Source organism: Moorena sp. SIO4A1, assembly GCF_010672065.1.
In the GTDB taxonomy this organism is placed as follows: Bacteria; Cyanobacteriota; Cyanobacteriia; order Cyanobacteriales; family Coleofasciculaceae; genus Moorena.
On the sequence record NZ_JAAHHX010000082.1, the window covers coordinates 1 to 23442 of the forward strand.

26 protein-coding genes and 3 pseudogenes are annotated in these 23442 nt (G+C 44.7%); 9 read left to right on the forward strand and 20 right to left on the reverse strand.

Annotation, left to right across the window (positions count from 1 at the left end; translation table 11 throughout):
* The 8 genes and pseudogenes from F6K53_RS31110 to F6K53_RS31145 all read right to left on the reverse strand — a co-directional run.
* The coding region (locus tag F6K53_RS31110; protein WP_366511376.1) for a tetratricopeptide repeat protein at positions 1 to 3465 on the reverse strand (3465 nt) is incomplete at its 3' end.
* Positions 3466 to 3915 carry a hypothetical protein gene (locus tag F6K53_RS31115; RefSeq protein WP_293083309.1) on the reverse strand — a complete coding sequence of 150 codons (450 nt, stop codon included), beginning with the start codon at positions 3913 to 3915 and terminating at the stop codon, positions 3466 to 3468.
* Positions 3916 to 4090: 175 nt separating this feature from the next.
* Positions 4091 to 4792: pseudogene (locus F6K53_RS31120) on the reverse strand (tyrosine-type recombinase/integrase).
* Positions 4793 to 5348: 556 nt separating this feature from the next.
* Positions 5349 to 7565: a hypothetical protein gene (locus F6K53_RS31125; protein ID WP_293083312.1), complete on the reverse strand. Its 2217-nt coding sequence runs from the start codon at positions 7563 to 7565 to the stop codon at positions 5349 to 5351.
* A gap of 41 nt (positions 7566 to 7606) precedes the next feature.
* Entirely contained in the window at positions 7607 to 8242 is a 636-nt protein-coding gene (locus F6K53_RS31130; protein ID WP_293083315.1) for a hypothetical protein, read from the reverse strand.
* Positions 8223 to 8597 (reverse strand): hypothetical protein, encoded by a 375-nt coding sequence (locus F6K53_RS31135; protein ID WP_293025665.1) that lies wholly within the window; start codon positions 8595 to 8597, stop codon positions 8223 to 8225. The genes F6K53_RS31130 and F6K53_RS31135 overlap by 20 nt, the downstream gene beginning before the upstream one ends.
* Positions 8598 to 8744: 147 nt before the next feature.
* The gene (locus F6K53_RS31140) at positions 8745 to 9467 is read right to left on the reverse strand and encodes a hypothetical protein (protein WP_293083318.1); all 723 of its coding nucleotides are present in this window, start codon (positions 9465 to 9467) and stop codon (positions 8745 to 8747) included.
* On the reverse strand, positions 9446 to 9937 hold the full coding sequence (locus tag F6K53_RS31145; RefSeq protein ID WP_293083321.1) for a hypothetical protein: 492 nt from the start codon (positions 9935 to 9937) through the stop codon (positions 9446 to 9448). The genes F6K53_RS31140 and F6K53_RS31145 overlap by 22 nt, the downstream gene beginning before the upstream one ends.
* Before the next feature lie 815 nt (positions 9938 to 10752).
* On the opposite strand from F6K53_RS31145, the gene F6K53_RS31150 reads away from it, so the two are divergent.
* Positions 10753 to 11079 carry a helix-turn-helix transcriptional regulator gene (locus F6K53_RS31150; protein WP_293083323.1) on the forward strand — a complete coding sequence of 109 codons (327 nt, stop codon included), beginning with the start codon at positions 10753 to 10755 and terminating at the stop codon, positions 11077 to 11079.
* 357 nt (positions 11080 to 11436) lie between these two features.
* A complete protein-coding gene (locus F6K53_RS31155) occupies positions 11437 to 12603 on the forward strand; it encodes a hypothetical protein (RefSeq protein ID WP_293083326.1) in 1167 nt (388 codons plus the stop codon).
* Positions 12604 to 13007: 404 nt separating this feature from the next.
* Here F6K53_RS31155 and F6K53_RS31160 read toward each other — a convergent pair whose 3' ends face one another.
* Positions 13008 to 13181 (reverse strand): hypothetical protein, encoded by a 174-nt coding sequence (locus tag F6K53_RS31160; protein WP_293083329.1) that lies wholly within the window; start codon positions 13179 to 13181, stop codon positions 13008 to 13010.
* On the opposite strand from F6K53_RS31160, the gene F6K53_RS46065 reads away from it, so the two are divergent.
* Positions 13104 to 13817 carry a DNA cytosine methyltransferase gene (locus F6K53_RS46065; protein WP_366511377.1) on the forward strand — a complete coding sequence of 238 codons (714 nt, stop codon included), beginning with the start codon at positions 13104 to 13106 and terminating at the stop codon, positions 13815 to 13817. The genes F6K53_RS31160 and F6K53_RS46065 overlap by 78 nt on opposite strands.
* 136 nt (positions 13818 to 13953) lie before the next feature.
* The gene (locus F6K53_RS46070) at positions 13954 to 14412 is read left to right on the forward strand and encodes a hypothetical protein (RefSeq protein WP_365940212.1); all 459 of its coding nucleotides are present in this window, start codon (positions 13954 to 13956) and stop codon (positions 14410 to 14412) included.
* 38 nt (positions 14413 to 14450) lie between these two features.
* Here F6K53_RS46070 and F6K53_RS31170 read toward each other — a convergent pair whose 3' ends face one another.
* The 3 genes and pseudogenes from F6K53_RS31170 to F6K53_RS31175 form a co-directional block, all read right to left on the reverse strand.
* Positions 14451 to 14702, reverse strand: a complete 252-nt coding sequence (locus tag F6K53_RS31170) for a hypothetical protein (protein ID WP_293083332.1) — start codon at positions 14700 to 14702, stop codon at positions 14451 to 14453.
* A gap of 267 nt (positions 14703 to 14969) precedes the next feature.
* Positions 14970 to 15092: pseudogene (locus F6K53_RS46075) on the reverse strand (pentapeptide repeat-containing protein); the annotation flags it as partial.
* Positions 15074 to 16045: pseudogene (locus tag F6K53_RS31175) on the reverse strand (pentapeptide repeat-containing protein); the annotation flags it as partial. The pseudogenes F6K53_RS31175 and F6K53_RS46075, both read right to left, overlap by 19 nt.
* A 145-nt stretch (positions 16046 to 16190) precedes the next feature.
* Here F6K53_RS31175 and F6K53_RS31180 point away from each other — a divergent pair.
* Both F6K53_RS31180 and F6K53_RS31185 read left to right on the forward strand, forming a co-directional pair.
* Positions 16191 to 16382, forward strand: a complete 192-nt coding sequence (locus tag F6K53_RS31180) for a hypothetical protein (RefSeq protein ID WP_293025681.1) — start codon at positions 16191 to 16193, stop codon at positions 16380 to 16382.
* The gene (locus F6K53_RS31185; protein WP_293083338.1) at positions 16367 to 16990 is read left to right on the forward strand and encodes a hypothetical protein; all 624 of its coding nucleotides are present in this window, start codon (positions 16367 to 16369) and stop codon (positions 16988 to 16990) included. Before F6K53_RS31180 ends, F6K53_RS31185 begins: the two co-directional genes overlap by 16 nt.
* A 333-nt stretch (positions 16991 to 17323) precedes the next feature.
* Here F6K53_RS31185 and F6K53_RS31190 read toward each other — a convergent pair whose 3' ends face one another.
* The 5 genes from F6K53_RS31190 to F6K53_RS31210 all read right to left on the reverse strand — a co-directional run bounded on the left by F6K53_RS31190 (position 17324) and on the right by F6K53_RS31210 (position 19476).
* The gene (locus F6K53_RS31190) at positions 17324 to 17470 is read right to left on the reverse strand and encodes a hypothetical protein (RefSeq protein ID WP_293083341.1); all 147 of its coding nucleotides are present in this window, start codon (positions 17468 to 17470) and stop codon (positions 17324 to 17326) included.
* Positions 17471 to 17866: 396 nt separating this feature from the next.
* Positions 17867 to 18088: a hypothetical protein gene (locus F6K53_RS31195; RefSeq protein ID WP_293083344.1), complete on the reverse strand. Its 222-nt coding sequence runs from the start codon at positions 18086 to 18088 to the stop codon at positions 17867 to 17869.
* A 238-nt stretch (positions 18089 to 18326) separates the two neighbouring features.
* Positions 18327 to 18572: a hypothetical protein gene (locus tag F6K53_RS31200; protein ID WP_293083347.1), complete on the reverse strand. Its 246-nt coding sequence runs from the start codon at positions 18570 to 18572 to the stop codon at positions 18327 to 18329.
* Between the two features lie 36 nt (positions 18573 to 18608).
* Complete coding sequence (locus tag F6K53_RS31205; protein ID WP_293083350.1) at positions 18609 to 19181, reverse strand: hypothetical protein; 573 nt, start codon at positions 19179 to 19181, stop codon at positions 18609 to 18611.
* 4 nt (positions 19182 to 19185) lie between these two features.
* Positions 19186 to 19476: a hypothetical protein gene (locus F6K53_RS31210; RefSeq protein WP_293083353.1), complete on the reverse strand. Its 291-nt coding sequence runs from the start codon at positions 19474 to 19476 to the stop codon at positions 19186 to 19188.
* A gap of 293 nt (positions 19477 to 19769) precedes the next feature.
* Here F6K53_RS31210 and F6K53_RS31215 point away from each other — a divergent pair, with 293 nt between their 5' ends.
* Complete coding sequence (locus F6K53_RS31215; RefSeq protein ID WP_293025695.1) at positions 19770 to 20084, forward strand: hypothetical protein; 315 nt, start codon at positions 19770 to 19772, stop codon at positions 20082 to 20084.
* Positions 20085 to 20102: 18 nt separating this feature from the next.
* Positions 20103 to 20291, forward strand: a complete 189-nt coding sequence (locus tag F6K53_RS31220) for a hypothetical protein (protein ID WP_293083356.1) — start codon at positions 20103 to 20105, stop codon at positions 20289 to 20291.
* A gap of 54 nt (positions 20292 to 20345) precedes the next feature.
* Here the strand turns inward: F6K53_RS31220 and F6K53_RS31225 are convergent, their stop codons facing one another.
* Both F6K53_RS31225 and F6K53_RS31230 read right to left on the reverse strand, forming a co-directional pair.
* Positions 20346 to 20573: a hypothetical protein gene (locus F6K53_RS31225; RefSeq protein WP_293083359.1), complete on the reverse strand. Its 228-nt coding sequence runs from the start codon at positions 20571 to 20573 to the stop codon at positions 20346 to 20348.
* A complete protein-coding gene (locus tag F6K53_RS31230) occupies positions 20513 to 20869 on the reverse strand; it encodes a hypothetical protein (RefSeq protein WP_293083362.1) in 357 nt (118 codons plus the stop codon). The genes F6K53_RS31225 and F6K53_RS31230 overlap by 61 nt, the downstream gene beginning before the upstream one ends.
* A 587-nt stretch (positions 20870 to 21456) precedes the next feature.
* Between F6K53_RS31230 and F6K53_RS31235 the strand changes: the two genes are divergently transcribed.
* Positions 21457 to 22677, forward strand: a complete 1221-nt coding sequence (locus F6K53_RS31235) for an RNA-guided endonuclease TnpB family protein (RefSeq protein ID WP_293083365.1) — start codon at positions 21457 to 21459, stop codon at positions 22675 to 22677.
* A 289-nt stretch (positions 22678 to 22966) separates the two neighbouring features.
* Here F6K53_RS31235 and F6K53_RS31240 read toward each other — a convergent pair.
* On the reverse strand, positions 22967 to 23442 hold a 476-nt coding region (locus F6K53_RS31240), incomplete at its 5' end, for a tetratricopeptide repeat protein (RefSeq protein ID WP_293083368.1).

Sequence of the window (23442 nt, forward strand, 5' to 3'; positions counted from 1 at the left end):
TAAAGCCAGGTTGTTGAGGCTGGCTGCTACATGTGGGTGGTTTTCTCCCAGCAGCTGTTTCCTCAGTTTTAGTGCTTGTTGGTAGAGGGGTTCGGCCTCTGAGTACCGACCCTGGTTATAGTACAGTCCTGCCAGGTTGTTGAGGCTGGTAGCGACATCCGGGTGGTTTTCTCCCAGCAGCTGTTTCCTCAGTTTTAGTGCTTGTTGGTAGAGGGGTTCGGCCTCTGAGTACCGACCCTGGTTATAGTACAGTCCTGCCAGGTTGTTGAGGCTGGTAGCGACATCCGGGTGGTTTTCTCCCAGCAGCTGTTTCCTCAGTTTTAGTGCTTGTTGGTAGAGGGGTTCGGCCTCTGAGTACCGACCCTGGTCTTTGTACAGTCCTGCCAGGTTGTTGAGGCTGGCTGCTACATGTGGGTGGTTTTCTCCCAGCAGCTGTTTCCAAAGGTCTAGTGCTTGTTGGTAGAGGGGTTCGGCCTCTGAGTACCGACCCTGGTTATCGTACAGTAAAGCCAGGTTGTTGAGGCTGGCTGCTACATGTGGGTGGTTTTCTCCCAGCAGCTGTTTCCAAAGGTCTAGTGCTTGTTGGTAGAGGGGTTCGGCCTCTGAGTACCGACCCTGGTTATAGTACAGTCCTGCCAGGTTGTTGAGGCTGGTAGCGACATCCGGGTGGTTTTCTCCCAGCAGCTGTTTCCTCAGTTTTAGTGCTTGTTGGTAGAGGGGTTCGGCCTCTGAGTACCGACCCTGGTTATCGTACAGTAAAGCCAGGTTGTTGAGGCTGGCTGCTACATGTGGGTGGTTTTCTCCCAGCAGCTGTTTCCTCAGTTTTAGTGCTTGTTGGTAGAGGGGTTCGGCCTCTGAGTACCGACCCTGGTTATAGTACAGTAAAGCCAGGTTGTTGAGGCTGGCTGCTACATGTGGGTGGTTTTCTCCCAGCAGCTGTTTCCTCAGTTTTAGTGCTTGTTGGTAGAGGGGTTCGGCCTCTGAGTACCGACCCTGGTCTTTGTACAGTCCTGCCAGGTTGTTGAGGCTGGTAGCGACATCCGGGTGGTTTTCTCCCAGCAGCTGTTTCCTCAGTTTTAGTGCTTGTTGGTAGAGGGGTTCGGCCTCTGAGTACCGACCCTGGTTATCGTACAGTAAAGCCAGGTTGTTGAGGCTGGCTGCTACATGTGGGTGGTTTTCTCCCAGCAGCTGTTTCCAAAGGTCTAGTGCTTGTTGGTAGAGGGGTTCGGCCTCTGAGTACCGACCCTGGTTATCGTACAGTAAAGCCAGGTTGTTGAGGCTGGTAGCGACATCCGGGTGGTTTTCTCCCAGCAGCTGTTTCCTCAGTTTTAGTGCTTGTTGGTAGAGGGGTTCGGCCTCTGAGTACCGACCCTGGTTATAGTACAGTCCTGCCAGGTTGTTGAGGCTGGTAGCGACATCCGGGTGGTTTTCTCCCAGCAGCTGTTTCCTCAGTTTTAGTGCTTGTTGGTAGAGGGGTTCGGCCTCTGAGTACCGACCCTGGTCTTTGTACAGTCCTGCCAGGTTGTTGAGGCTGGTAGCGACATCCGGGTGGTTTTCTCCCAGCAGCTGTTTCCTCAGTTTTAGTGCTTGTTGGTAGAGGGGTTCGGCCTCTGAGTACCGACCCTGGTTATCGTACAGTAAAGCCAGGTTGTTGAGGCTGGCTGCTACATGTGGGTGGTTTTCTCCCAGCAGCTGTTTCCAAAGGTCTAGTGCTTGTTGGTAGAGGGGTTCGGCCTCTGAGTACCGACCCTGGTTATCGTACAGTAAAGCCAGGTTGTTGAGGCTGGTAGCGACATCCGGGTGGTTTTCTCCCAGCAGCTGTTTCCTCAGTTTTAGTGCTTGTTGGTAGAGGGGTTCGGCCTCTGAGTACCGACCCTGGTTATAGTACAGTCCTGCCAGGTTGTTGAGGCTGGTAGCGACATCCGGGTGGTTTTCTCCCAGCAGCTGTTTCCAAAGGTCTAGTGCTTGTTGGTAGAGGGGTTCGGCCTCTGAGTACCGACCCTGGTCTTTGTACAGTCCTGCCAGGTTGTTGAGGCTGGTAGCGACAGAAGGGTGGTTTTCTCCTAGACGGTTTTGGCTAGCTTCTAGACATTGCTTTAACCAAGGTTCTGCCAGTTTGTAGAATCCCTGACCCTCATAGAACCGACCGAGTCCAATAAATGGCCAAGTTAAATCCTCATCCTCTAACCATTGTTGTAGTTCTGTTGCCGCTTCTGCTACGTGAGGTATGGATGGTGCTATTCCGTCTACTTGCTCTTTTGTGGGACTTTGAGGGAGAGACTGTGCTTCAAGTACCATTACCTTACAGAAACTCTGTTTGAGCTTTCCTGCTTCTGGCATCTGTTCGAGTTTACTGCGGAAATATTTACGTACTAATTGGTGAAATTGATAATCCCCTTCCTCAGTTTCACGAATTAAATTCAAGCCCAATAAACTGTCTTCTATTACATCTTCCCAATCTCTAACTCCTTGAGATTTGTTATTTTTTGAAGGAATCAGTGGTGAAATCAGGCGTGAGAATGTTGGAAACCAACGCTGTAGGATAGAGTCTTGAGTACTATTAGTTATAGATAAACACGTTTCCACTAGTGTCCACTTAATTGGAGCTAGGGCAAATAGGCTCAATAAACATCCTAACCACTGCCCTTGAAAATCTAACTCTTTCCAGCTCAACTCTAATGCTGCTTCTACTCCTCTTTGAGCTGTCATTTCCCCCGATGGCTCCAGTGTGTTTAGCTTTTGCTCCAATTCCTGTGCCATCCTGGCCAAGGTCCACCTAGATTTTCTCTTGAGGAAACGTCCTACTAACTCCAATCCCAGGGGTAGGTATCCTAAGTCTTTACAGAGTTGAGAGGCTGCTACTGGTTCTTTTTCCAGTCTTGACTCATCGATAAAATTTGCTAACAACTCCAAAGCTGCTTGCTCATCTAGCACCTCTAGACGTAATTGTTCAAAGGATTCTGATAGCCAATATTTACGTGTCGTTATTAGTACTTTGAAACGGGATTCTTGGGGTGGTAGATAACCTTCAATATCCTCGTAGTTTCTAACATCATCCAGAATGATCAGGACATCACCATCTAAAGGCGGCCACCGAGACCAACAAAAGTCTAACTGTTTTAGTAATTCCCAATCTTCAGGAGGATTAAGATTAAGCTGAGATTTAACAAAACTCAGCAATTGTAACCCAGGGTTGGATTCTTGTACCTGTATCCAACAAATACCAGCGGGATAGGTTGATTGCTGTTTCTGGCGTTGAGCATACTGTATGGCAAGTTCAGTTTTACCTACTCCAGCCATACCAGTCACAGTAGTGATAGCAATGCGCTCCTTTTCTTGAAGCTGTTGGTGTAGTTCTTTGAGTTGTTCGTCCCGACCAACAAAGTTGACTACGCCACTGCGTACTCTAGCTAAATTGTTAGGATTAGTTGGGATTTGGTTAACCTGCTCCCCAGGCGACTTCAGCTAATCTTGAGGAGGATTATTGTAGGTAATGCTGATGGTAGTATTACTACCAGTTCCTTCAATTACTGGAGATTGTTTTTTATTGTCATAAGTTAAATCACCAGATACCTTGTTGTAATTTACCTCACCACCAGACACTTGCCAATTTTCCCCTTGCTCTTGGTTCAAATTATCGATTTCCCTTGCTAATGCTTCAATCTCCTCGGCAAATTGAGAATCAGCTGCCATCGCCTCTGGCAAATAGTCAGATACAACTTTTAGCTCAGTCTTTGACCCTGGTTCGGCACGTTGCAAAGCTACTTCAGCCCTCGGATTACCTCTTAACTTATTAATAATCTTCTCGCGCAGGAGCTTGGCTTTTTCTATGGCTGCCTCAGTAAACTTTTCTACTGTAGTTTCCGCAGCTTTGGTACCGATAAAGGCTAGGGCGGCAATGACTAGAGGTTCCATATCTGAGTAACTAGGGCAGATTAACTAGGGCTACGATGAGTACTACACCATTACTTATTTGTCTTCCGGATTAATTCTGATAAAATTAAAACGGTGCCCTGTGTCGGTTGGGCTAGTACATTTTTCGACGTTGCTGATTCTAAGTCAGGAAACATTATGGCCTTCGCCCCTCCTCCTAAAACCCCAACTTCTGCACCGCCCTCCGTTTAACCTCCTCACCCCGCCGGTCGTACTTAGCCGTAGTTACAGGGGAAGCATGGCCAGCTAACTTCTGGACGGTCACGATATCAATCCCAGCATCGAGCAAATCAGAACAGAAGGTCCTGCGGAAATCATGGGAACTAAAGGACTCCACCCCAGCCTCTTTAGCCCGTTTTTGCAAAATCAACAAGACGGCCTGGGGGGTCATAGTTCTGTACTGTATCTGTCCACCTTTCTGTATTGGACACAACAGCGCTCCTGGTTGGCGACCTCTTGTGTTCAACCAATCATTGACAAACGCGATTCGGCAAAGCCGACGCTACGCGATCGCACCTTCGGGTAAATAAACAGTCCTATCCTTCCCTCCCTTACCCTGGCGCACTTCCAATGCACCACTATCACCATCAAAATCCCGCACTTCCAGCTTTACCACCTCTGCCCGTCGCAGTCCTGTACCCCGTAGGATGCCAATTAGGGCTATATCCCTAACTCCTTGGTTGGTTGTGTCAGAGGCACATACCTTAATGAGTGCTGTAATTTCTGCTTGAGTTAGTGCTCGACCTCTGGGTAAGGGATGATTCTTAATCCTGGGCAAATCCACCGCCGCCTCATAATTTTCTGCATCCATCAGTTTTAACTTCTTTGCCACAGTTAATACTCCCCTGAGCGCTGCCATCTTTTTTTGAACTGTGTCTTGGTAAGGCAGGAACTATTAATTAAAATAATCTTCTTTTAAGTTGTCGGAATACACACAGAAAGCTATATCCCTTATGATTAAAGGTTTCTCTACAATTGTGCTTGGTAGTTCTTTAGCTCTTTCCCTGCTTGGAGCCACATCTGCTAAAACTTTAGCGAACGAACTTATAAGTGAAAACCCATGCGGTGCAAATGGGCCAAACTTAGACTGTCTCGTATTCGAAGAAGAGGGGGACTGTTATGTTACATACTACTACCCGCCTGCTAACAGTGACGGTTCTCCTGTAGAGGTCAGCAGGCAGTGTCCAGGGCACAATGGAGGTGATAGCGACCCAGGTGACTCTTCTATTGTTAAATCTCCTATTCACTTGAGATAGTTAAACATAAATCTAGTGCCTGTGTAGACAAAGAAACTGACTCTGCGTTGGGGGGCAGTTTTCGCCCCAAAAGAGTCTGGATTTATGAAAAGAAACTAGATATGGAGTTGGAACGAAGTAGGCCGGGGTAGTTCACTCATCACCATTCACCCCAAAAAATCACACCATTTCTAACGCAGCCCTGGTGATGTACTGGGAAAAAGCTTCAGTTGCATGGGCATCCCAGATATTCTTACCGCCAGGTTCCCAGTTTTGCTTGCTGTAACAGATATCTTCTTGACAGTCATAACAAACTGGAAATGAATTATGCCCGGCGCGATCGCGTGGTCCATCATAATTAGTTTGGTAGACCTCAGTTGCTTCAGATTCCTGACACAAACAACAAGTACCATCGGTTAACGCGATTGTTTCGGAGCGCACTTTTTTCCGACCTTTGTACGATAGCCGGGCAAGTTCAGGGCGATAGACGTCTCCTACTACAAATTTCTTGCCAAGCTTAGGATCGGTCTGCCCAAGATAATGGGCTATGAGGTTAACCATCTCAAGGATCTGGTCGTGGTTTTCGTAACCAAGGTCATTCACCACAAACTCCCAAAGCCAGCGCTGTGATGTTTCTTCAAGAAGTTTGTGTAGTTCTAATGGGTCTAGTGAACGCACTTTCTTCCCTAAGTTTTTGGCTGTCTTGCCACCTTTTGGAGTGGAGCTTTCTTTAGTCTTAGGAGCAGAAGTAGTCTTAGGTTCAATTTTAGGGAGATTACTAGCATCGCCTAAAGTCATCCAGTCCCCATTTATCAAGACCACTCGATCGCCTTCCAACCCTGGGGGCATTTCGACAAATTGGGTATCAAAGTTATTTTTTGCTGTTTTTAAAACCGCTTTGTTACATCCAATCTTTTTGCCGTTACATTCGATAAAGTGACCGTCATTAACTGAGACCAAAACCAGTCTCAAATCCTTCGGACAAACTCCATAAGTCTTAACCAGTGAACTCGCTCTAAAGTTGGGAGCAAGTACGTGGATTGCGGCATTATCTTTGATTCCAGATGAAGCCATTTCACTGATAGCGGATGAAACACTTTTGAGAAAAGGAAGAAGTAAGTCAGCGTATTTATGAACCTGACCCGCTGTAATCATCCACTCGTCTAAGATATACAGTCTATCTTCCCCTTCAAGCAACAAAAACTCTTCTAACATTTCATTGGCTTCACTGATAACCTTGGCAGCTTCAGTTCTGGAGAGTCTACTCAGATTCACCTCTATCTTTCTGTAAGCATGATTCCAGCGACCATCCATGTCAGGAGTTTTAGCCGCCATGCTAGTATAGAAAATCTTCGCTCCTTTTTGTGCCTCCAATTTAGAAGTTTCTGCCAACATTAAGGTCTTTCCACCCCTTTGCCATCCCAAGACACAGGAAGGGTCATAAATAGTATTTGAGAATACTTGATAGCCAATGGGCTTTTGTTTCTTTCTGCCTTTAGAAAAACCAGAAAATATCGAGGTGACTGGATTACTAGGTTTTGGATTCTGTGGTTCGTTTTCAATTTCAATCCCTTCGACTAACCCTTTGTAACTACTAGGCACATCAATAGTTTCCCCAAGACTACCTTGAAATTCATATCCATAAGTACCAGCAGCCACATCTCTATCTACGGCAGGCTCTAATTCTGGGGTCTGGACAGCCTCAATGACTCTCATACTCTTTGATGGATAAAGCTGGCGTCCTAGAGCGTCTAAATCCTGAATTGAAATCATTTCGATTAGCTCGTGACCATCTTTTAACTCCTTAAGGTGACGGCAATACCGAGAGTTATCTCTATTAGTAAAAGAGTCATTGAGTATAGTTAGGTAAGTGACAAAACGCCTTTTGGTTCCCACCCCTGTTAAAACATGTCCTAAAACCCCTCTATACTCTGCCAAGAAGGCAGCTTCATGTCTTTCTCTTTCTGATAGCCAGTCGATGCACTTTAATTGTTTACCTTGGAACAGATCATTTTGGTTGTCTTCAGTTTTATCATCTTCATGTTTAGTGAACTCATCCCATAACTTTCTGGCATCTGGAACGAATGGGAGCGGCCTTAGATTGTCAGTAATACTGAAGTCTTTCCCTACTGTCCAGGCATATCCAAGTCCTCCAAAAATCAAAGCTAAAGGAGATAAAGGATTTACGTTAATTGTTGCTAAGGCGGCCACAGAGCACACAACACCCAGGCTTTTGGAGAGGTTACATCCTAAACGTCTCTTTGTCGCGTCGTAGATTAAATAATCATCCCGAATAGCCAACCACATAGGTGAGTCTGTGATTAATAGATTTAGATCTGGATATTTCAGAGTAAAATCAAGAGGAGCTTTTTGAGTTCTCAATGCATTTCTTTTCATTGTTGTTTCTCCCGGTATAAAACCGGGAGCTTTACTAAGTTTTACCTATTACCAGAACCTACGAATTTCTTGAAGTATCCATAGCCAAGCTTGAAGATATTAAGACCAATTCCTGGGGCGAAAGCAGATAGGGGATTGAATAGTAATAGACCTAAGACAGTCCAACCACCAATTCCTTCTCCAAATATTGGTCTAACGCCAAATGCCATAGCTATTTCAACCCCATACAGGAAATAACCAAAGAGGCGCAGAAAACCTCTGATAGCTTTCTTCATTCCCGAGGCATCTGGGTTGGAGTTAATACCAGTCAAAACGACTTGGCTAGCATTCATACCCAACATCAAAAGGAAGTGAAAAAAAAGTTCTGAATCATAGAAACTTTTAGTAAAATAAGCTTTGATGCCGACCCAAGTGGTGAATGGGTTAGGGGCTAAGGCTAACCCCGAAGGATGGGTGTAAAAGTTATCTAGAGATATGGCGAGGCAATAAATGAAAGCTACGAAGCTAAATGCTAAAATACCGGGTCCAAGAAGGAAGTTTTTAACAATGAACCCAAGGGCAGCTATTAAAGCTGACAGGCAGTCAAAAATCCAGTCGATAGCCTCTTGAATCCAGTCAATAATATCAACCAGGATTCGCTTACCACGGCGGTCACTGTTAGAACCTGACTTGCTCATATAAACTCCTCTGTCTATCTATCGCTAATTTGCGGATTCGTTCGTCCTTCTCCCACAGGAATGCCCAAGACACAGAACCGGATTCATTTTTCCAAGCAGTGCCAACGAACCTCTGAGGGGTGGAGATATCGAAGTAATAAACAAATCCTCTAGGAGAGTTTTCAACCTGGTTAGCGATCGCTTCCGATTTGATAGGAAAAGCATTTCTGGTTTCTGGATTGAAAGTGAACTGAAAACTGTGACGCTCGGTCGGGTGAAGTTTTAGATTTCGGGCGTAGACTTCTTTCTCCTTTAGCTGGTTGTCCAGTTTCGCTCTCAAGATCTCTCCATCCTGTTCTATTAGGTCAACTCTCATCTTGGTGTCAGCCTTCCATGCCTGCTGACAAGCGAAAGGTATTACTAGAAGTCCGAATGATAGTAGTGAAGGCAATAGTGGCCTAATGTAGTATTTATCCATTCGCATTTAACAAGCGGGCATCTTTTGACACCCGCTTGTCCCTCCTTATACGTCAATACCTAACTTGACCATCTTCTGCCTGAGGTGAGCGATCGCTTCCTCTTGAGTCACAACTTTGGGTTGAACAATTTTGCTTTCAAGGTAAGCCTGGTCTTCTGCTGCGCACTCAGCGTTGAACTCTTCCACCTCAGCATCCACCTCCTCAGTAGTGATGCCAACACGAGACATTAACCCATTAACAAGTGCCTTCCGTGTCTCAGGGTTGAATAACTGACGGAGGTTTTTCCGTCCTTCGTTATTGGCCTGCCGGTACCGGTTGAGGTTTTCGCTCATCTTTTGATCTTGCTCCAGCACCGCAGTCTCAAAAGCCACCTCATCAATTAGACCCAGTGCTTCCCGGTAGGCTTGGAGTCGCTCGGGCATCATGTCGATAATGAGGCCAGCTGGTAACTCAGCCAGTCCACGGGAAACTAGGCTCTGATTTACTGAAGTGACTAGAGACTTTTCTACTTCCTCTTTAGAAGCAATAGGAGCGATCGCAGAGGAAGTACTACCAGTTAGTGCTTTTTGGACAGCTTTGCCAGTGACATCTGCGGCTCCTTCTAATTGGAAGAAGGCTTCATAAGGGATTTGGTCATCATAGGGATTAAATCCTTGAGCCTCTCCTAACTTTTCTAGGGCACTTGTAGCTTCATTCTTTGTCATCCCCTGGTGGTTGATGAGAACTTCTAAAGCTTCTTGAAAGGTTACAAAGTCTTTAGTTTCCATTTTTCAAACTCCTCTACGTTGAATATTTCCAGGATTTTGTCTAAGTAATAAGCTGTCTGTTCGTAGCTAAGCTGCGTCGCTTTCCTCAAATAATGAATCAAGAAGAAGACGAAGACTTGATAGAGGGTTAAGCCTCTAAGAATTGAATTTCGACGACATCCCTGCTTTGAATAAAAGTTGAGATGAATCTCTCTGTAGGGATATTCAGAGTCAATCCTATTGACGTCAATGATAAAAATTTGCCATCTCTTGAGCGTTTTTTCGCTGAATCCCAACGTCTCCTTTACTTGTTTTCTTGTTGCCTTCAAAGGCAAGTTGTAGGCAAAGAAATCGTTGTAAATTAAGGCCATATCCGTATCGGAGACAGTAGCGCCAAACATCCCACACTTCACAAGTGTATTGCCTAAAGACTGTCTATTTACTGTCCCATTACACTGAGATTGGCTTGTAACATTTCTAATCCGTATCACCTCCTTAATGATTTAGATATGCAATAAGAGGCAAAAGCAAGGTAGAGAGTAGATCAAATAAGTAACAGTGAGATGCGATCGAAGATGCCCTGTTACCCTTCACTACCCACAAAAATCATGTTTATTGGGTTGTTCTCCGTGACAAAAACACAGTGAAAGCTGTTAGACGTCTAACACCTGTCCGGTTTTATTGAGAATAGAATCAATAAACGTAAAGGTATCTAATAGACATCAAGTAGACATACTACAAAGATTACACTGTAAAAACTTGAAAGTTGTTAGACGTCTAAGAACCCATTTATTAGACTGTCTATTTTGTGTCGGTGGCACGAATTAGACACCTGTTAGACAGTAGATGGACTGTCTAAAAATATTCTTAGACGTCTAGGTGTCGCCAATTTATTAACTACTAACTAAAAGCGTACGCCGTAGTGAGGCCAATTAATCGTTACCCCATCGTTACAGCCCGCTTCCATTGCATAGGTAATAAATCAGTGACCACGTTACCCAAAAACATCCAAGGTCACGAACCAGGAGTAGTAAACAAGTACTACCCGCAGTGTGTCTCGTATTTTTCATGCTCAACACGATCTTTTATTGTCTAGGTGCTGTGGCGACCTAGAAACAGTAATAATGAGTCTAGGCCAGTTGATATGGGTCTACTAAAGCGAGTAGTTGTGTGTGATTTGAGCTACTCGCTTTTTCATCCATGTGTACATGGTAGCGTGAATTTTTCAAAATGTCAAGGCATTAAACAATATTTGTTTAGAGGTGTTACACTTTAGAAGTTGAACTATTATAAAAACTTCTTGTAAATGAGCTATATTGAGGTTCGTAGCGATAAAAAGGTCAGAATTAAAAACTTCCCAAAAATCCTTCATAGATTATGTAAACAGTCAAAAGGAGGAATCACAAAGGTTTCTAGAGCATCTGGCATACCAAGGGCTAGCATCTATTCGATATTGACCGGGGCAGTGACCTGTATCCCAGAAGACACGTTAAGAAGACTGGAGGCAGCTCTTAGTGTGGATTTTGGAGTGGTGTTTAACTACGATTCAGATCTAACACAGGAAGTTGATGGGTCTTTTACCCGAATTGATCTTGTCCATAGAGAAGTTTCTGACCAATATCAGACAGAGTAAGTATTCGCGATCGTCCCTTCAGGATGCACTAAAGGCGATCGCACCAGATCCACCAGAGCTACCCCGTAGCCCATAAACATCCTATTACCATTAAAGCAAGACAATGACCATTACACCTAACAATGCACTATGTACTTTTGTTGATAAAAAAATAAGTTTACTAAAAAAAATTTCAAACTTGTCTTACTTGTTTGCTTTATGGGATATAATTATCACGTCTAAATTTAAAGGAAAATAAAAACCCCATCCTCAAACTCTTTTGCAGCAAAAAGGACGGGGAACAAAAACAAATAAATAAAACTTATGTTGAATTGTAGCGCAAAAAGTGCGACAAAACTTCTGTCGGACGAAAGACCTTTGATCTTTCTACCAGAACTTGCAGGTGCAGTCGGGAAGGTAGAAGCTTTCATATTGCAGGAAATTCACTACTGGGCTGGGATATTTAACCATGTAGTAGATAAAAAAAGATGGTTCTACAGAACTTATGAGAAGTGGGCAGAGCGGATAAAAGTTTCTGAGAAGACCATTGGCAGGGCTATTAAAAACCTCCGGGAAAAAGGTTTAGTCTACATTAAGCGTTTGTCTTCCGGGACATACTACCAGGTGAACTGGTATTCAGTTAACTACCAGGAGCTGAAGAAGAGAGTCAAGGACATCAAAATCCTTGAGTGTTTTGGTCAAATCGATTCGGCCAAACCGGGTAGTATCGATTCGGACATTTTGCCTGAATCATATAAAAGAGTACCTTTTTTAGAAAACTCTACATGTCACCCACCCACCCACCCGTGTGTTGAAGAAAAAAATGATCAAGACCAAGAAGAAAGTAATCAAGGGGTAGAAGCTGTTTCCATCCCTTGTGATAATGATAATGAGGATATAAAGGAAGAGCTGGAAGTAAGTTCCGCCGCCGCTGAGAAGAAGCGTGCGATCGCAGCAGCAGAGATACAGCTGAGAAGGCTTCAGATTAAGCCAGCTGCTGTGATGAAGTACATGATCAATTTCTATGCAAACCTTACCCATGCCTTAGATCGGGTAAAGGAGGCGGTAAGGGAAGGGTGGGTAAAAAACCCAACCGGGCTATTCATTCAGTCCCTGAAGGACGGGGTTGATGAGCAATACTTTGAGGCTAATGAACAGGTCAAAGAGAATCCAATTCCATCCCCACCCCCTGGTTTTGTTGAGTGGTGTAATAACAACCCAAAAATTAAAACTTATCGTTTTACTTCTGGGTCTACCAAAGAATGGACAGTAATGTACAAGACCGGGCAGATATTGCCCTGGTACATTGCTATGAAGTGCGATAACCCTGATTATCACCCACCCCAGGGTAATTCGGAGTGCCAGCCATCTGAGCCATCGGGTAACCCAGATCAAGTGAGTTGGATTCCAGCAAAGAGTGCTATTGAGATATCCACAGAAAACTTTGCTGAGTACCGCAGACATCATCAACAATCACTACTTAAGGATTTAATACAAAAGTACTTGCCGCCATCGGGCTTTCCTACGAATCCAGAGCAGGAGTAGGGAGGAATAACAATGCAATATCAACTTTTTGATTTGTCCCAATATGGGATAAATCCTAGCTCTGGGGTAAATCCACATCAGACGGATTTGGACGGGGACATAGAGGAATTTGAGGCTCTTAGGTCGCGAACGCAGAAGCCAAAGCAATATCAGCAATGTGAATTTTTCGATTTATCTCAATATGAGACAAGTCCTGATTCTCAAGTAAATCCATATCAGATGGATTTGGATCAGAGATTCAAGAAAGGAAGGTCACGACAATACAAGCGAAAGCGATATAAGCAATGTGAACTTTTTGATCTCAATCAGTATGAGGTCAATCATGATTCTGATCTGAATCCATGTGAAGCCCGCCCTAGCACTGGGGAAGAATTTAAAAGGAGAGGGTCGTGTACGCAATACCATCAAGACCAATGTATGGACTCAGTGAATCCATCAGAATTATCAGAACCATCGGCTTGTTTGAGGGGATTGGGGGATTCCCCTATGCTGCCAAACAGATCGGGGGATTCTTGTGGGAAGGATCCGTGGAAAACGACCCTTCCTGTATCAAAGTCCTTGAGCGGAACTTCTCCCATCCTATTTTTGGGGATATCAGGAGTTTCCACCCCAAGCTGGGTGAGTATGATTTCATGGTTGGGGGATTCCCCTGTTCTGGGACATCATCCGCTGGCGACAAGACTGGACTTGACCATCCCGAGTCCTCTCTATATAAAGAATTCATCAGATGCATTGAAGAAGGACGACCCTCGATGGTCCTTCTTGAGCAACCCGAAGGATTCCTCTATAGGGGATATGAGACATGGGTTGAAAAAGTATCAGAGATTGGATACGAAGTCTTGGATCCAATCATCCTTGGCTGCCACCAGATCGGCGGCAGCTATCGCAGAGTCCGAGTCTTTTCTCTGTCCTACGCTCCTGACAGGACGTGGAAGATCAGGCAGGGGCGCTGGCAATACCAAGTGCGAACGCTGGTGGAAGAGTTCGGGACTTCTGCCCACTGGCTCACAATTGAGCGTGCAGGCGATGTTGCTGTTGCACGGCTTCCCACCGGATTACCTGGAACCGGAGATGTTTGTCTCCACGCCGAAAAAGGACAAAGGGGAAGGAGAGAAGCCAGAAGACTTATCGGCCAGACAGTATCAGTCCCCCAGGCAGCCCTCGCCCTCTCTGCCGCAAAGTGGGTCTGGTACCAAAGAGGGGACTGGGTATAGCGCTATAGCTTTTTCTCTAAAAAATCCTGGGGATGAGTATAGCGCTATAGCTTTTTCTCTAAAAAATCAGCTGTCCATCGAGGAGCATGAACAACTCTCTATTGTTGACTACTGCCATGATAAGGCTATTGGTCAATTGGTTGCTTCCAAGGATGGGCGTATAGGGACAGTAATCCGAGCTGTTCCGGGAGATACCCTTCGTTTAGACGTTGAGTGGTGGTACGGAAACCAGTACAGCAGAATTCCGTTTAAGCAGGTGAAGCTACTTGGACTGACTATAGAAGACCGCTTATGCTGCCGCCTCCCAGATGCTTCCAAGCAGCACGGTACCTTATACAAGTTCACCGCTAATCGCAGGGGGAAAGATGGTGTTATGCGCACATACCCACTGGTGGAAGGCGATCGCACCAAAGACGAAGATTGGTATTGGGGAATCAATATCAAGGTTCTGGTAAACCCCAAGAAAGGCTGGCAAAGTAAGAACTTTGGAATTAAACACTCAAAGCTCCCTTTGGTTCGAGCTGCCCAAAGGGAGGGCAAGGACTATGTCTATATAGTTGAGAAGGTCTTGGGGAAGAGTATCAACCTGTGCTGATTAGTGTTGCGGGTGGTGTAAGACGGAACCGTTCTGTTTTAGAGAAAAAATCGGTGGTCTAAGACGGAACCGTTCTGTTTTAGAGAAAAAACGAGTCTTCCCGGTGGTCTAAGACGGAACCGTTCTGTTTTAGAGAAAAATGTGGGTGGTGTAAGGGCGATCGCATCTGTATGGGGTGCAATCATTTTTCTTTGCTGTCCGTACATCGGGCAACCTCGATTTATTTCGGTATCCCCATGCAACCACCCTCTACTCCCAACAGAAGGAAGGTCTGATTGCGATCGCTGCAAGAACTACCCCATCCTTTCTCTAGTACCAACAGAGGTGGCGGAATCAGTGGGGTGAAAATAGCTCAAAAGCTTTCCCTGCATGAGAACAGAGGTGACGGTAAATAAATTAACAACAAAAGGGAATCCCCAACTCAAGGGAGTCAGGGTATATCTTTAAGTTCTTTTATTAGTTTCATTCCGGCGGTTTTAGGATTAAATTTTTCAGGAAATATAGTGGGACAAGGATATTTTAGATAAAGTCTTTCGCAAGTAACTTTCAATGTGCTTTTATCTGTATAAATTGCATTTTTTAAAATAGCACCTTGTAAAATAGCACCTTGTAAAATAGCACCTTGTAAATTTGCTTCCTGTAAAATAGCACCTTGTAAATTTGCTTCCTGTAAAATAGCACCTTGTAAAATAGCACCTTGTAAATTTGCTTCCTGTAAATTTGCTTCCTGTAAAATAGTACCTTTCACGTCAACTATTCGTGAGTATTTTCCTGGATTTACAAACACAGAAAAACCTAATCCTAAATTAGCCTCCTGTAAAATAGCACCTTGTAAAATAGCACCTTTTAAATTAGCGTTCACTAAAAAAGCCTCCTGTAAATTAGCGTCCATTAAAAAAGCCTCCTGTAAATTAGTGTGCCCTAAAATAGCACCTTTTAAATTAGCGTCCCCTAAATTAGCCTCCTGTAAATTAGCGTCCCTTAAATAAGCCTCCTGTAAATTAGCGTCCCTTAAAAAAGCCTCCTGTAAATTAGCACCTTGTAAAATAGCACCTTTTAAATTAGCGTCCCCTAAATCAGCATTAGAGAGTTGAATTCCTCTCAAATAAGCGTTTGGTGCTTCCAAGCCTCTTAAACTTTCTCTATCCCAAGTCAACCAAAACCAGGGATTACGTCTTGGTCTTGAGTTCAGGAATTCTAGGGCTTGTATTCTACCACCACTACCTTTTTGGCCATATGCTGCTGTAATTACCTGCCATGCTTGATAAATTTCACTATCTCGTCTATCCTTTTCACTAGCGACAAAAACTATTACAGCTATGAGTATTGTTATATTACTAGTAAGATTTAAAATTTCTATTACTGCCAGCCTATTCAAGTAACCTAAAAAAGGTTCTAGAAATTTTTTTTCTGTCTTTATAAGTGGTTGATTAAACTTAAACAGTATTAATCTTAAGGGATTGTTGGCAATTTGTTCAGCTTTAACCCAGTCTTGTTCCGCATCACCTTTTTCTTCTGTTATTTGACGATTTTGATAAAGTTTAAAAGCTATTTTTTTTATATTTTTATGGGGTGTTTTTTGTGACCAGGATATTGAAACTTTGACTTGATGAAGTACCTGTTTGAGTTTCATAGTTACCAATTAGGGGTAAATGCAACATAGAGGTTGTCAGTGACTTTATATGCTCATCGAATGTGCTTATATAAGTCCTGTTATTACTTGGGGAAGGCGATCCCCTAATTTATTACCCCTTCTAAGTCCAGTCATCAGGTTTTTTTTGCCCCTATGCAAAAAAATCTCAGGTGTGCAAGCAGGGCAGTTAAACAGGTATCTTGGTGGTCTTGCCCGTTATTCCCGATTCCCGATTCCCTATTTCCTCTACATAGATATAAAATGTTCAGTGAACATCCGGCGAACACCCGGTGAACATTCACCGAACATCCAGCAAAGGTTATGGCTCAAGAAATAGACAAAATCCCCGTTAAGGATTTACAGACCCGATACAAGATAGGTCGCACCGCCCTTTACGATCGAATCAAACATGCCAATATTGAAACAAACAAAGAGGGGACTCGCTCCTTTATATCTGGTAGACAACTGGAGGAATTGGATCGTTTAAACAACCATTTGGAAAGGGGTGGAACCTTTGAAGACTTTGAGGCATTATTGACCGAAGAATTTACCGAAGATAGTCAGGAAACTATCTCCCTGGACAGTTCACCGAACAGTTCACCGAACAGTTCACCGAACGTTCACCGGACAGGTTCTTGGGAGGCAGAACGGGAAGCATTGGAGGTGTTGATTGATGCGATCGCGTCTGGTATTGAGAGAGCCAATATCAACAGAATGAAGCCTTTGAGCCCCATAGAATACATGCAGCAGTTGAAGATGGCTGCCCAAGAACAGTGGTTATTAACCACTTCGGAGGTTAGAGAATTGATAAAAGTAAAACCTCACACCAGGAAGGGTGAGGATACTTATAGGAGGGGTTCGTGGTTGTTTGTTAAATCGGGGAAGATTGGGAGGGAAACTGCTTGGCGTGTCGAACAGGAACAGGGAACAGGGAACAGGGAGTAGGGAGTAGAGAACAAAAATTCCTATAATTCATTGCTTTTCGATGTAAACTACAGTCGATGAATCAGGATTTCGGAAATACTTATGTGGGAATAAATTTGCTTGTGTTCTTTATTCCTATGGTGTTTAACTTGATCAGGACAAGGTTCACTACTGTTATGTGCGATGCCCTAAATAACCAACTATATAGTGGTAACATACGCTCCCCTCACAACCTTGCCGCTGTCCTGCCTTTGCAATACTTCTTTGGAACCGCTAAAAGCGATCACAGGTATTCAGTTAGACTCATCTGAACTATAACACCGTTACCAGCAATGCGATTGCCCTATGGCCACGCTACGCGATCGCCCCAGTAAAACCAACATCCCAATCAAACGCGATCGCACCAGCAGCAAGACCAACATCCCAATCAAACGCGATTGCACATAGACCATCGAACACGCGCTGCGCTGTGGAAACCAAATAAATACCTTGGCTTCGCATAAATACCTAGCCGATCGGTGTTGCAGTTCCCGGCTGGGTCGGCGCTCGGCATAAATTTTTTCTCTAAAACACTCAGATCCAATGGCCTCGCGCGACCACAGCCTAGTCGGCCAGGCGGAGTGTGGAGATTGAAAAGTTCGCTCGACCTCCGTTAGGAAAATTTAGTATAAATTTTCCTAACTCCGCCCGAGCTACACTTTTCAACTCCAGGGGGGGTGTCCATTAAAAAAAATGGAGGGAGAAGGAGAGGGAGAGGAAGAGGTAGCGAAGGTGGGTTGGCTTCGGTTGCGTCGTGGGTTGCGTCGTGGCTGGGCACGGGGCTGGTTTCTGGTTTTTGACCGGGGCGGCTGGTTTTGGCTGGCCGCCCCGGCCAGCCCCTAGTTGTCGGCAAAGTTGTTAAAAAAGCGAGAGCTGTTCGTAGGTTGGCTTACTCAGCCATTCGGGCAGCGGATTTTTCTCTAAAAAAGTTATGTCGATGTCAAAACCATAATAAAAAGCAAGAGCTATGGTTCCCCAGGTTCCTGATCCGGAACCGTGGAAGGTTGGTTTTGGTTGTACCCCTTGCGGGCAGGGTTTGTTTGGGAAAGCTAGCAATTTGTAGCTTCCTGGGTTTTTCATGCAGTTTTTTATCATCCGTGTACTTCGCTCTGCGAAGTGCCACCGTTCTTTCCCCGTCACGTGGTAGGTCGTTACAGTGTGTTTTTTCTCTAAAAAATGTAGGGCTATTGTATCTACCCCAGGGGCGTCCCCGATGTGCCAGGTTTCTGGGGATATGCTGTTTAGCTTTTCCTGGATTACTCGGATATGCTCTGGTCTTATGGTGCGTGGTCCTGTGATGCAACAGTTAATCATGGCTTTATTTTCTCTTTGATCTTAACCTCAGTATACCATAAGATACGGTGAAAATCAACGAAAATCCATTCTTTTTGGGATTTACAGAAGGTTGCAAAGACTCCGCTCCGGGGGATGCACGGGGCTGGTTACTGGTGATGCCAAGTAGTTGATCGGTTTCCCAGCGCCCCGGCACCCCCGGAGCGGAGTGCGGGAGTAGGGAGTAGGGAGTAGGGAGTAGGGAGTAATGCGATCGCACACCATTATTCATGCGATCGCGCTACTTTAGTTAGAACTTAGTTCATCATCAAAACGCCTCCTTGTTTAATTCATCAAGTGGAGGAAGTCCGAACTTTTTCTGATAACTAGCAACAGTTGCTCGTGCCGTTTCAGAGTCCCAATAACACCGTCCCAATCCAAATAAAGCCACTGCTCTGCGCATCGCTTGGGCTGCTGCTTTTGGTATTGGACCACCCCATTTAGTTGATGATGTTGATTCAGAGCCTACACCTTCCCGTTCAAAAAGCCCTTGAGCGCACAAGATTTGAATTTTTGTCTTGACAATAACCATGTCGGATGAAATAGTTATGTCATCAAGTTTGCTCCAGCCGGGAGTGATGTAATCTAATATCAACGATATGGTCGATGATCGTAGATAAGGGGCACGTCCGATCAGCTTTTGAGTTCCGTCCGGGGACTTCTTATAAAGTGGTTTGAAACTAACAAGTTTCAACGGGATTGGAGCCGACAGGTCAGACATGATTTCTGGAAGTTCTCGCATCCAGCCGCGAGTAGTCTGCTCATATATGGACTTTCGGAGAGACGATAGGTCTGGAGGTAAAATTGGGCTTGCCCCATTTTGAGAATTAGTTTCATTCATTTTCTCAAAACTCCGTAGTTGAATTAGGGTTCAAACTTGCCCAGTATTTGTCGAATTTCGCGTCATGTTTCCCAGAGTAAAAACCTGACATATACCGGCAGTTTTTTCGACATACTTTTGAGGAATGGCAAACTTGCTTGGATTGGTTGAAGTAATCGCAGCGGCCTTTCCAAACCCCCAGATAACCATCCTCATAGCCCCTTTCCTGGAAAGAGAGCATGGTTTCTGTAGCAAAACCATCTGTCTGATGAATCTTCGATTCTTGCTCGAAGTCCAACCATTGGTCATATAGCATAATATTGAGTTAAGTCTCTAATTTGACTGACAACGGAAGGAATCTCTTTGGTCTTTACTTCCTTCCGTTTCTATCCTCAGTATACTAAGGATTAAAGCTAATGTCAAGTCATTTTATCGAAAAATATTTCCTAGCATTTTAGTCTTAACCATGGTATACTGAGGATAAGACTAATGCGTGCCAGTGCCATGTCCAGACTGATTCCGTTTTAGAGAAAAATAGTGGTGATTTTCTCTGAAACAGGGACAAGCCTGGTGCAGCCTACCAGCAACACCAAGTGAAGCAAGATAAGTATGAATACTCAGAGCAAAGGATTCAAAATCAATAATCCATTGGGAAAAAATGGTTATGACACCGGAACTCAAGTTAAGTCCCGGGGCAAGAACATGACGTTCAAATTACTGTTAAGTGATCAGGATGAGATCCTCCAACACCTTAAGGATGAGGGGATAACCGTTCAGGAGTTCTGCGATCGCATGGTCATCCTCTACCAGATGTTTGTGATGGGGGAAGAGATAACACCTGAGAAGCTCAAAAAAGCTGGCATATCCAGTGAGCAATGGGAAAGAGTGGTGAAGTATATACTGTCACGACTGAAGTTTTCCTAATGAGCGTTTTTCATAACTATGAGGTTCACAGGATTGTTTCCCTGCTCCCTGCTCCCTAAAACCTATAACGAAAGTACTTCACTATCTGATCATTCTCAACTTATTGGACAAAGACAGCACTACCACAAACATGCCCTTGCCCTAAAATCAACCACCATCCCTAACATCAAGAGTAATCTCAGCAGTTATCACACGGTCCATCTGTGAAACAATCTTCACCCGTCTCACCCGACCAGCATAGGGCGTTCGCGTAGCGTCTCCCTAGGAGAATCGCACAATACTCAACTCTGCCAGTTCCTTGTCCACTTCCTGAGACTGCTTCACCAAGGATACCAGCTGGTACTGCTGCCGCTGTAAATTAGTTTGATAGGTCATCATTTCCAGAGAATGCCGGTAAATCTGCTGTTGGTAACGAGTTTTAGCAGCATTTAACCGAGCAATAGCAGAATCGATCGCAATCTGTGTTTTATCCGCTTTTCCTGTAACCATTGTCGTTTCTGGATTTTATCCTGGTCGTGGATGACATTGAGATAATCCACCTTGAAGCGGAGGGGTGGAGCTGCTTCAATTTCCATTTCGACCAATGCTAAATCATTGCGAGCTTTTGCGATCGCAGCCTCCTCCTCACTAAACGAAGGTGTTGGTGGTTGTTGGATTGGGGGTAGTGGTAAACTCATCTGATTGATCGCGATTTGCAGCTGGTTCCGTCTTGCTTCCAGCCTTTCCCGTTGAGCAGTGCGGTCCGAGAGCGTTTCACTTACCTTTACTCTGTCCCCCTGCTTCACCTTGATGTCTTCCGGTGCTGTTACTGTTACGTTTATTCTGTGGCGCTTTGGTGCAGTAGGTTGAGTTTGTGTAACCGGTGTAACCGGGGTAATACCATCAGGTACTGGTTCAATGGTGTAGTTGTTGTTAAGTCTGGGGGAGATAGAGCAGCGAAATAATTGGTTGAGTTGAGCACCGGGAGATTTTTATTCCAATGTTTCCCCAGTTGTTGAAGCTCGACGGCTGGAGTTTCTGTTCTCAGTTTCTGCTAATGAGGTTGCTTTTCGGGTACACGGTATTTTTGTTTTCTGGTATGTGCTGGGGGTTTTGTGGATAGGTGGTGTCGGTTGTGTGCTGAGGGTTGAGGTGTAGGTAGTTGTTTGCTCGGACTCTATCTTGATAGCGATCGCATCGCACCACCCATTTACCTCATTTTCATTGATGCATTAACTCAGCTTCCATCGATGAGAATTTGGAAAAATCTTTAACAAGACTCGCGGAATTCCCCACCCTCTTCCAGGGTGGGGATGGATAGCGAAACAGTGACTTGACACGTTACTGGAAAATATATATAAATTAACTAAGGTCGATAACGAAGGTAAGTGCAGTGAAACATAAAGCCGTCAAAGTCAGAATCTATCCAACACAAGAGCAGGTTCAAATATTAGCTCAGCATTTTGGATGTGCTCGCTGGTGGTGGAATTATGCACTGAATCAGTGCATAGAGACTTATAAAGAAACTGGCAAAGGGCTAAAGCAATCTGCACTTAATTCTATGTTGCCGAAACTTAAGAAACAAAAAGAGACTGAATGGCTAAAAGATTGTTACTCTCAGGTCTTACAATCTGTGAGTCTCAATCTTAGTCGTGCTTACCAAAATTTCTTTGAAGGTAGAGCTGAATACCCTAGATTCAAATCGTACCATCACCGTCAATCAATCCAGTATCCCCAAAACGTAAAACAGGTGGGTGATTGTCTTAAATTCCCTGGAAAACTGGGAATCGTAAAGGCGATAATTCATCGCCCACTGGACGGAGAGATCAAGACTGTAACAGTCAGCAAAACTCCTTCTGGAAAGTACTATGCTTCTGTCCTGATGGAGTATGAAGGCGCTAGTGTGGAATCCTGCACCAGTGGGAAGGTAATCGGTATTGATTTAGGCATCAAAGATTTTGCTATTTCTTATGACGGCGAAAAGACCTCTAAATTCAGTAATCCTAAGCACCTGGCTAAGTCCGAAAAAAAGTTAGCAAAAAAACAGCGTATTGCTGCCCGAAAGAAAAAAGGAAGTAGTGGACGCAAAAAGGCTAGAAAAATTGTAGCTAAGGTATACGAGCGAATTGGAAATGTCCGCCAAGACTACCTACACAAGTTATCTAGAAAGATAGTTGATCAGAATCAAGTAGTGGTAGTCGAAAACCTAAACGTCAAGGGCATGGTTCGTAACCATAAATTAGCTAAAGCAATATCTGATCTGGGTTGGGGAACCTTTGTTAATTTTCTTTCTTATAAGTGCGAAAAAGAGGGAAAAGTATTGGTTGAAATAGATCGATGGTTTCCTAGCTCCAAAACCTGTTCTAATTGTCATTACCGAATTAAAGAGTTGCCACTGGATGTTAGAACCTGGACTTGTCCAAGCTGTGGAACTTCCCACGACAGGGATGGTAATGCGGCAAAGAATATTAGAGCAGAAGGAATCAGAATGCTATCCTCCTCTGGGACGGGGGAGGTTAACGCCAATGGAGAAGAAGTAAGACCAAGACGTGGACGCCCGTCCAAGTTAAGGCATTCTTCCGTGAAGTTGGAAGCCACGACCTCTACAAAGTAGGTCGTGGTAGTTCACGTACTGATAATCCCCCAACAAGGAACTTCACCTGTATACTTTGCCAAAATCTTTCTGATTCCCCGGTCGCTATACTTACGTTTCCAAAACGACTCAAACAGGTAGGTAGTTTCCTGAAGTTGTTAGAGAAGAAGCCGAGAAAACTTCCGTTGTCAAAGGGTTTCAGTGACATTGGCACTTCGTGACAACTTCTCTAGCATTACGCCATGATAGGCGGGGTGAGGAGGTTAAGCGTAGGGCGGTGCAGAAGTTGGGGTTTTAGGAGGGGTGAAACTCAACTTTGATCTAACAGTCTGCTTAAATTACGTGAAATAGTTTGGGTGTTGGGATGATTCTCTCCTAACTGCTGGACAGCAATCTCTAGTGCTTGCTGGTAGAGGGGTTCGGCCTCTGAGTACCGACCCTGGTCTTTGTACAGTCCTGCCAGGTTGTTGAGGCTGGTAGCGACATCCGGGTGGTTTTCTCCCAGCAGCTGTTTCCAAAGGTCTAGTGCTTGTTGGTAGAGGGGTTCGGCCTCTGAGTACCGACCCTGGTTATCGTACAGTAAAGCCAGGTTGTTGAGGCTGGCTGCTACATGTGGGTGGTTTTCTCCCAGCAGCTGTTTCCTCAGTTTTAGTGCTTGTTGGTAGAGGGGTTCGGCCTCTGAGTACCGACCCTGGTCTTTGTACAGTCCTGCCAGGTTGTTGAGGCTGGTAGCGACATCCGGGTGGTTTTCTCCCAGCAGCTGTTTCCAAAGGTCTAGTGCTTGTT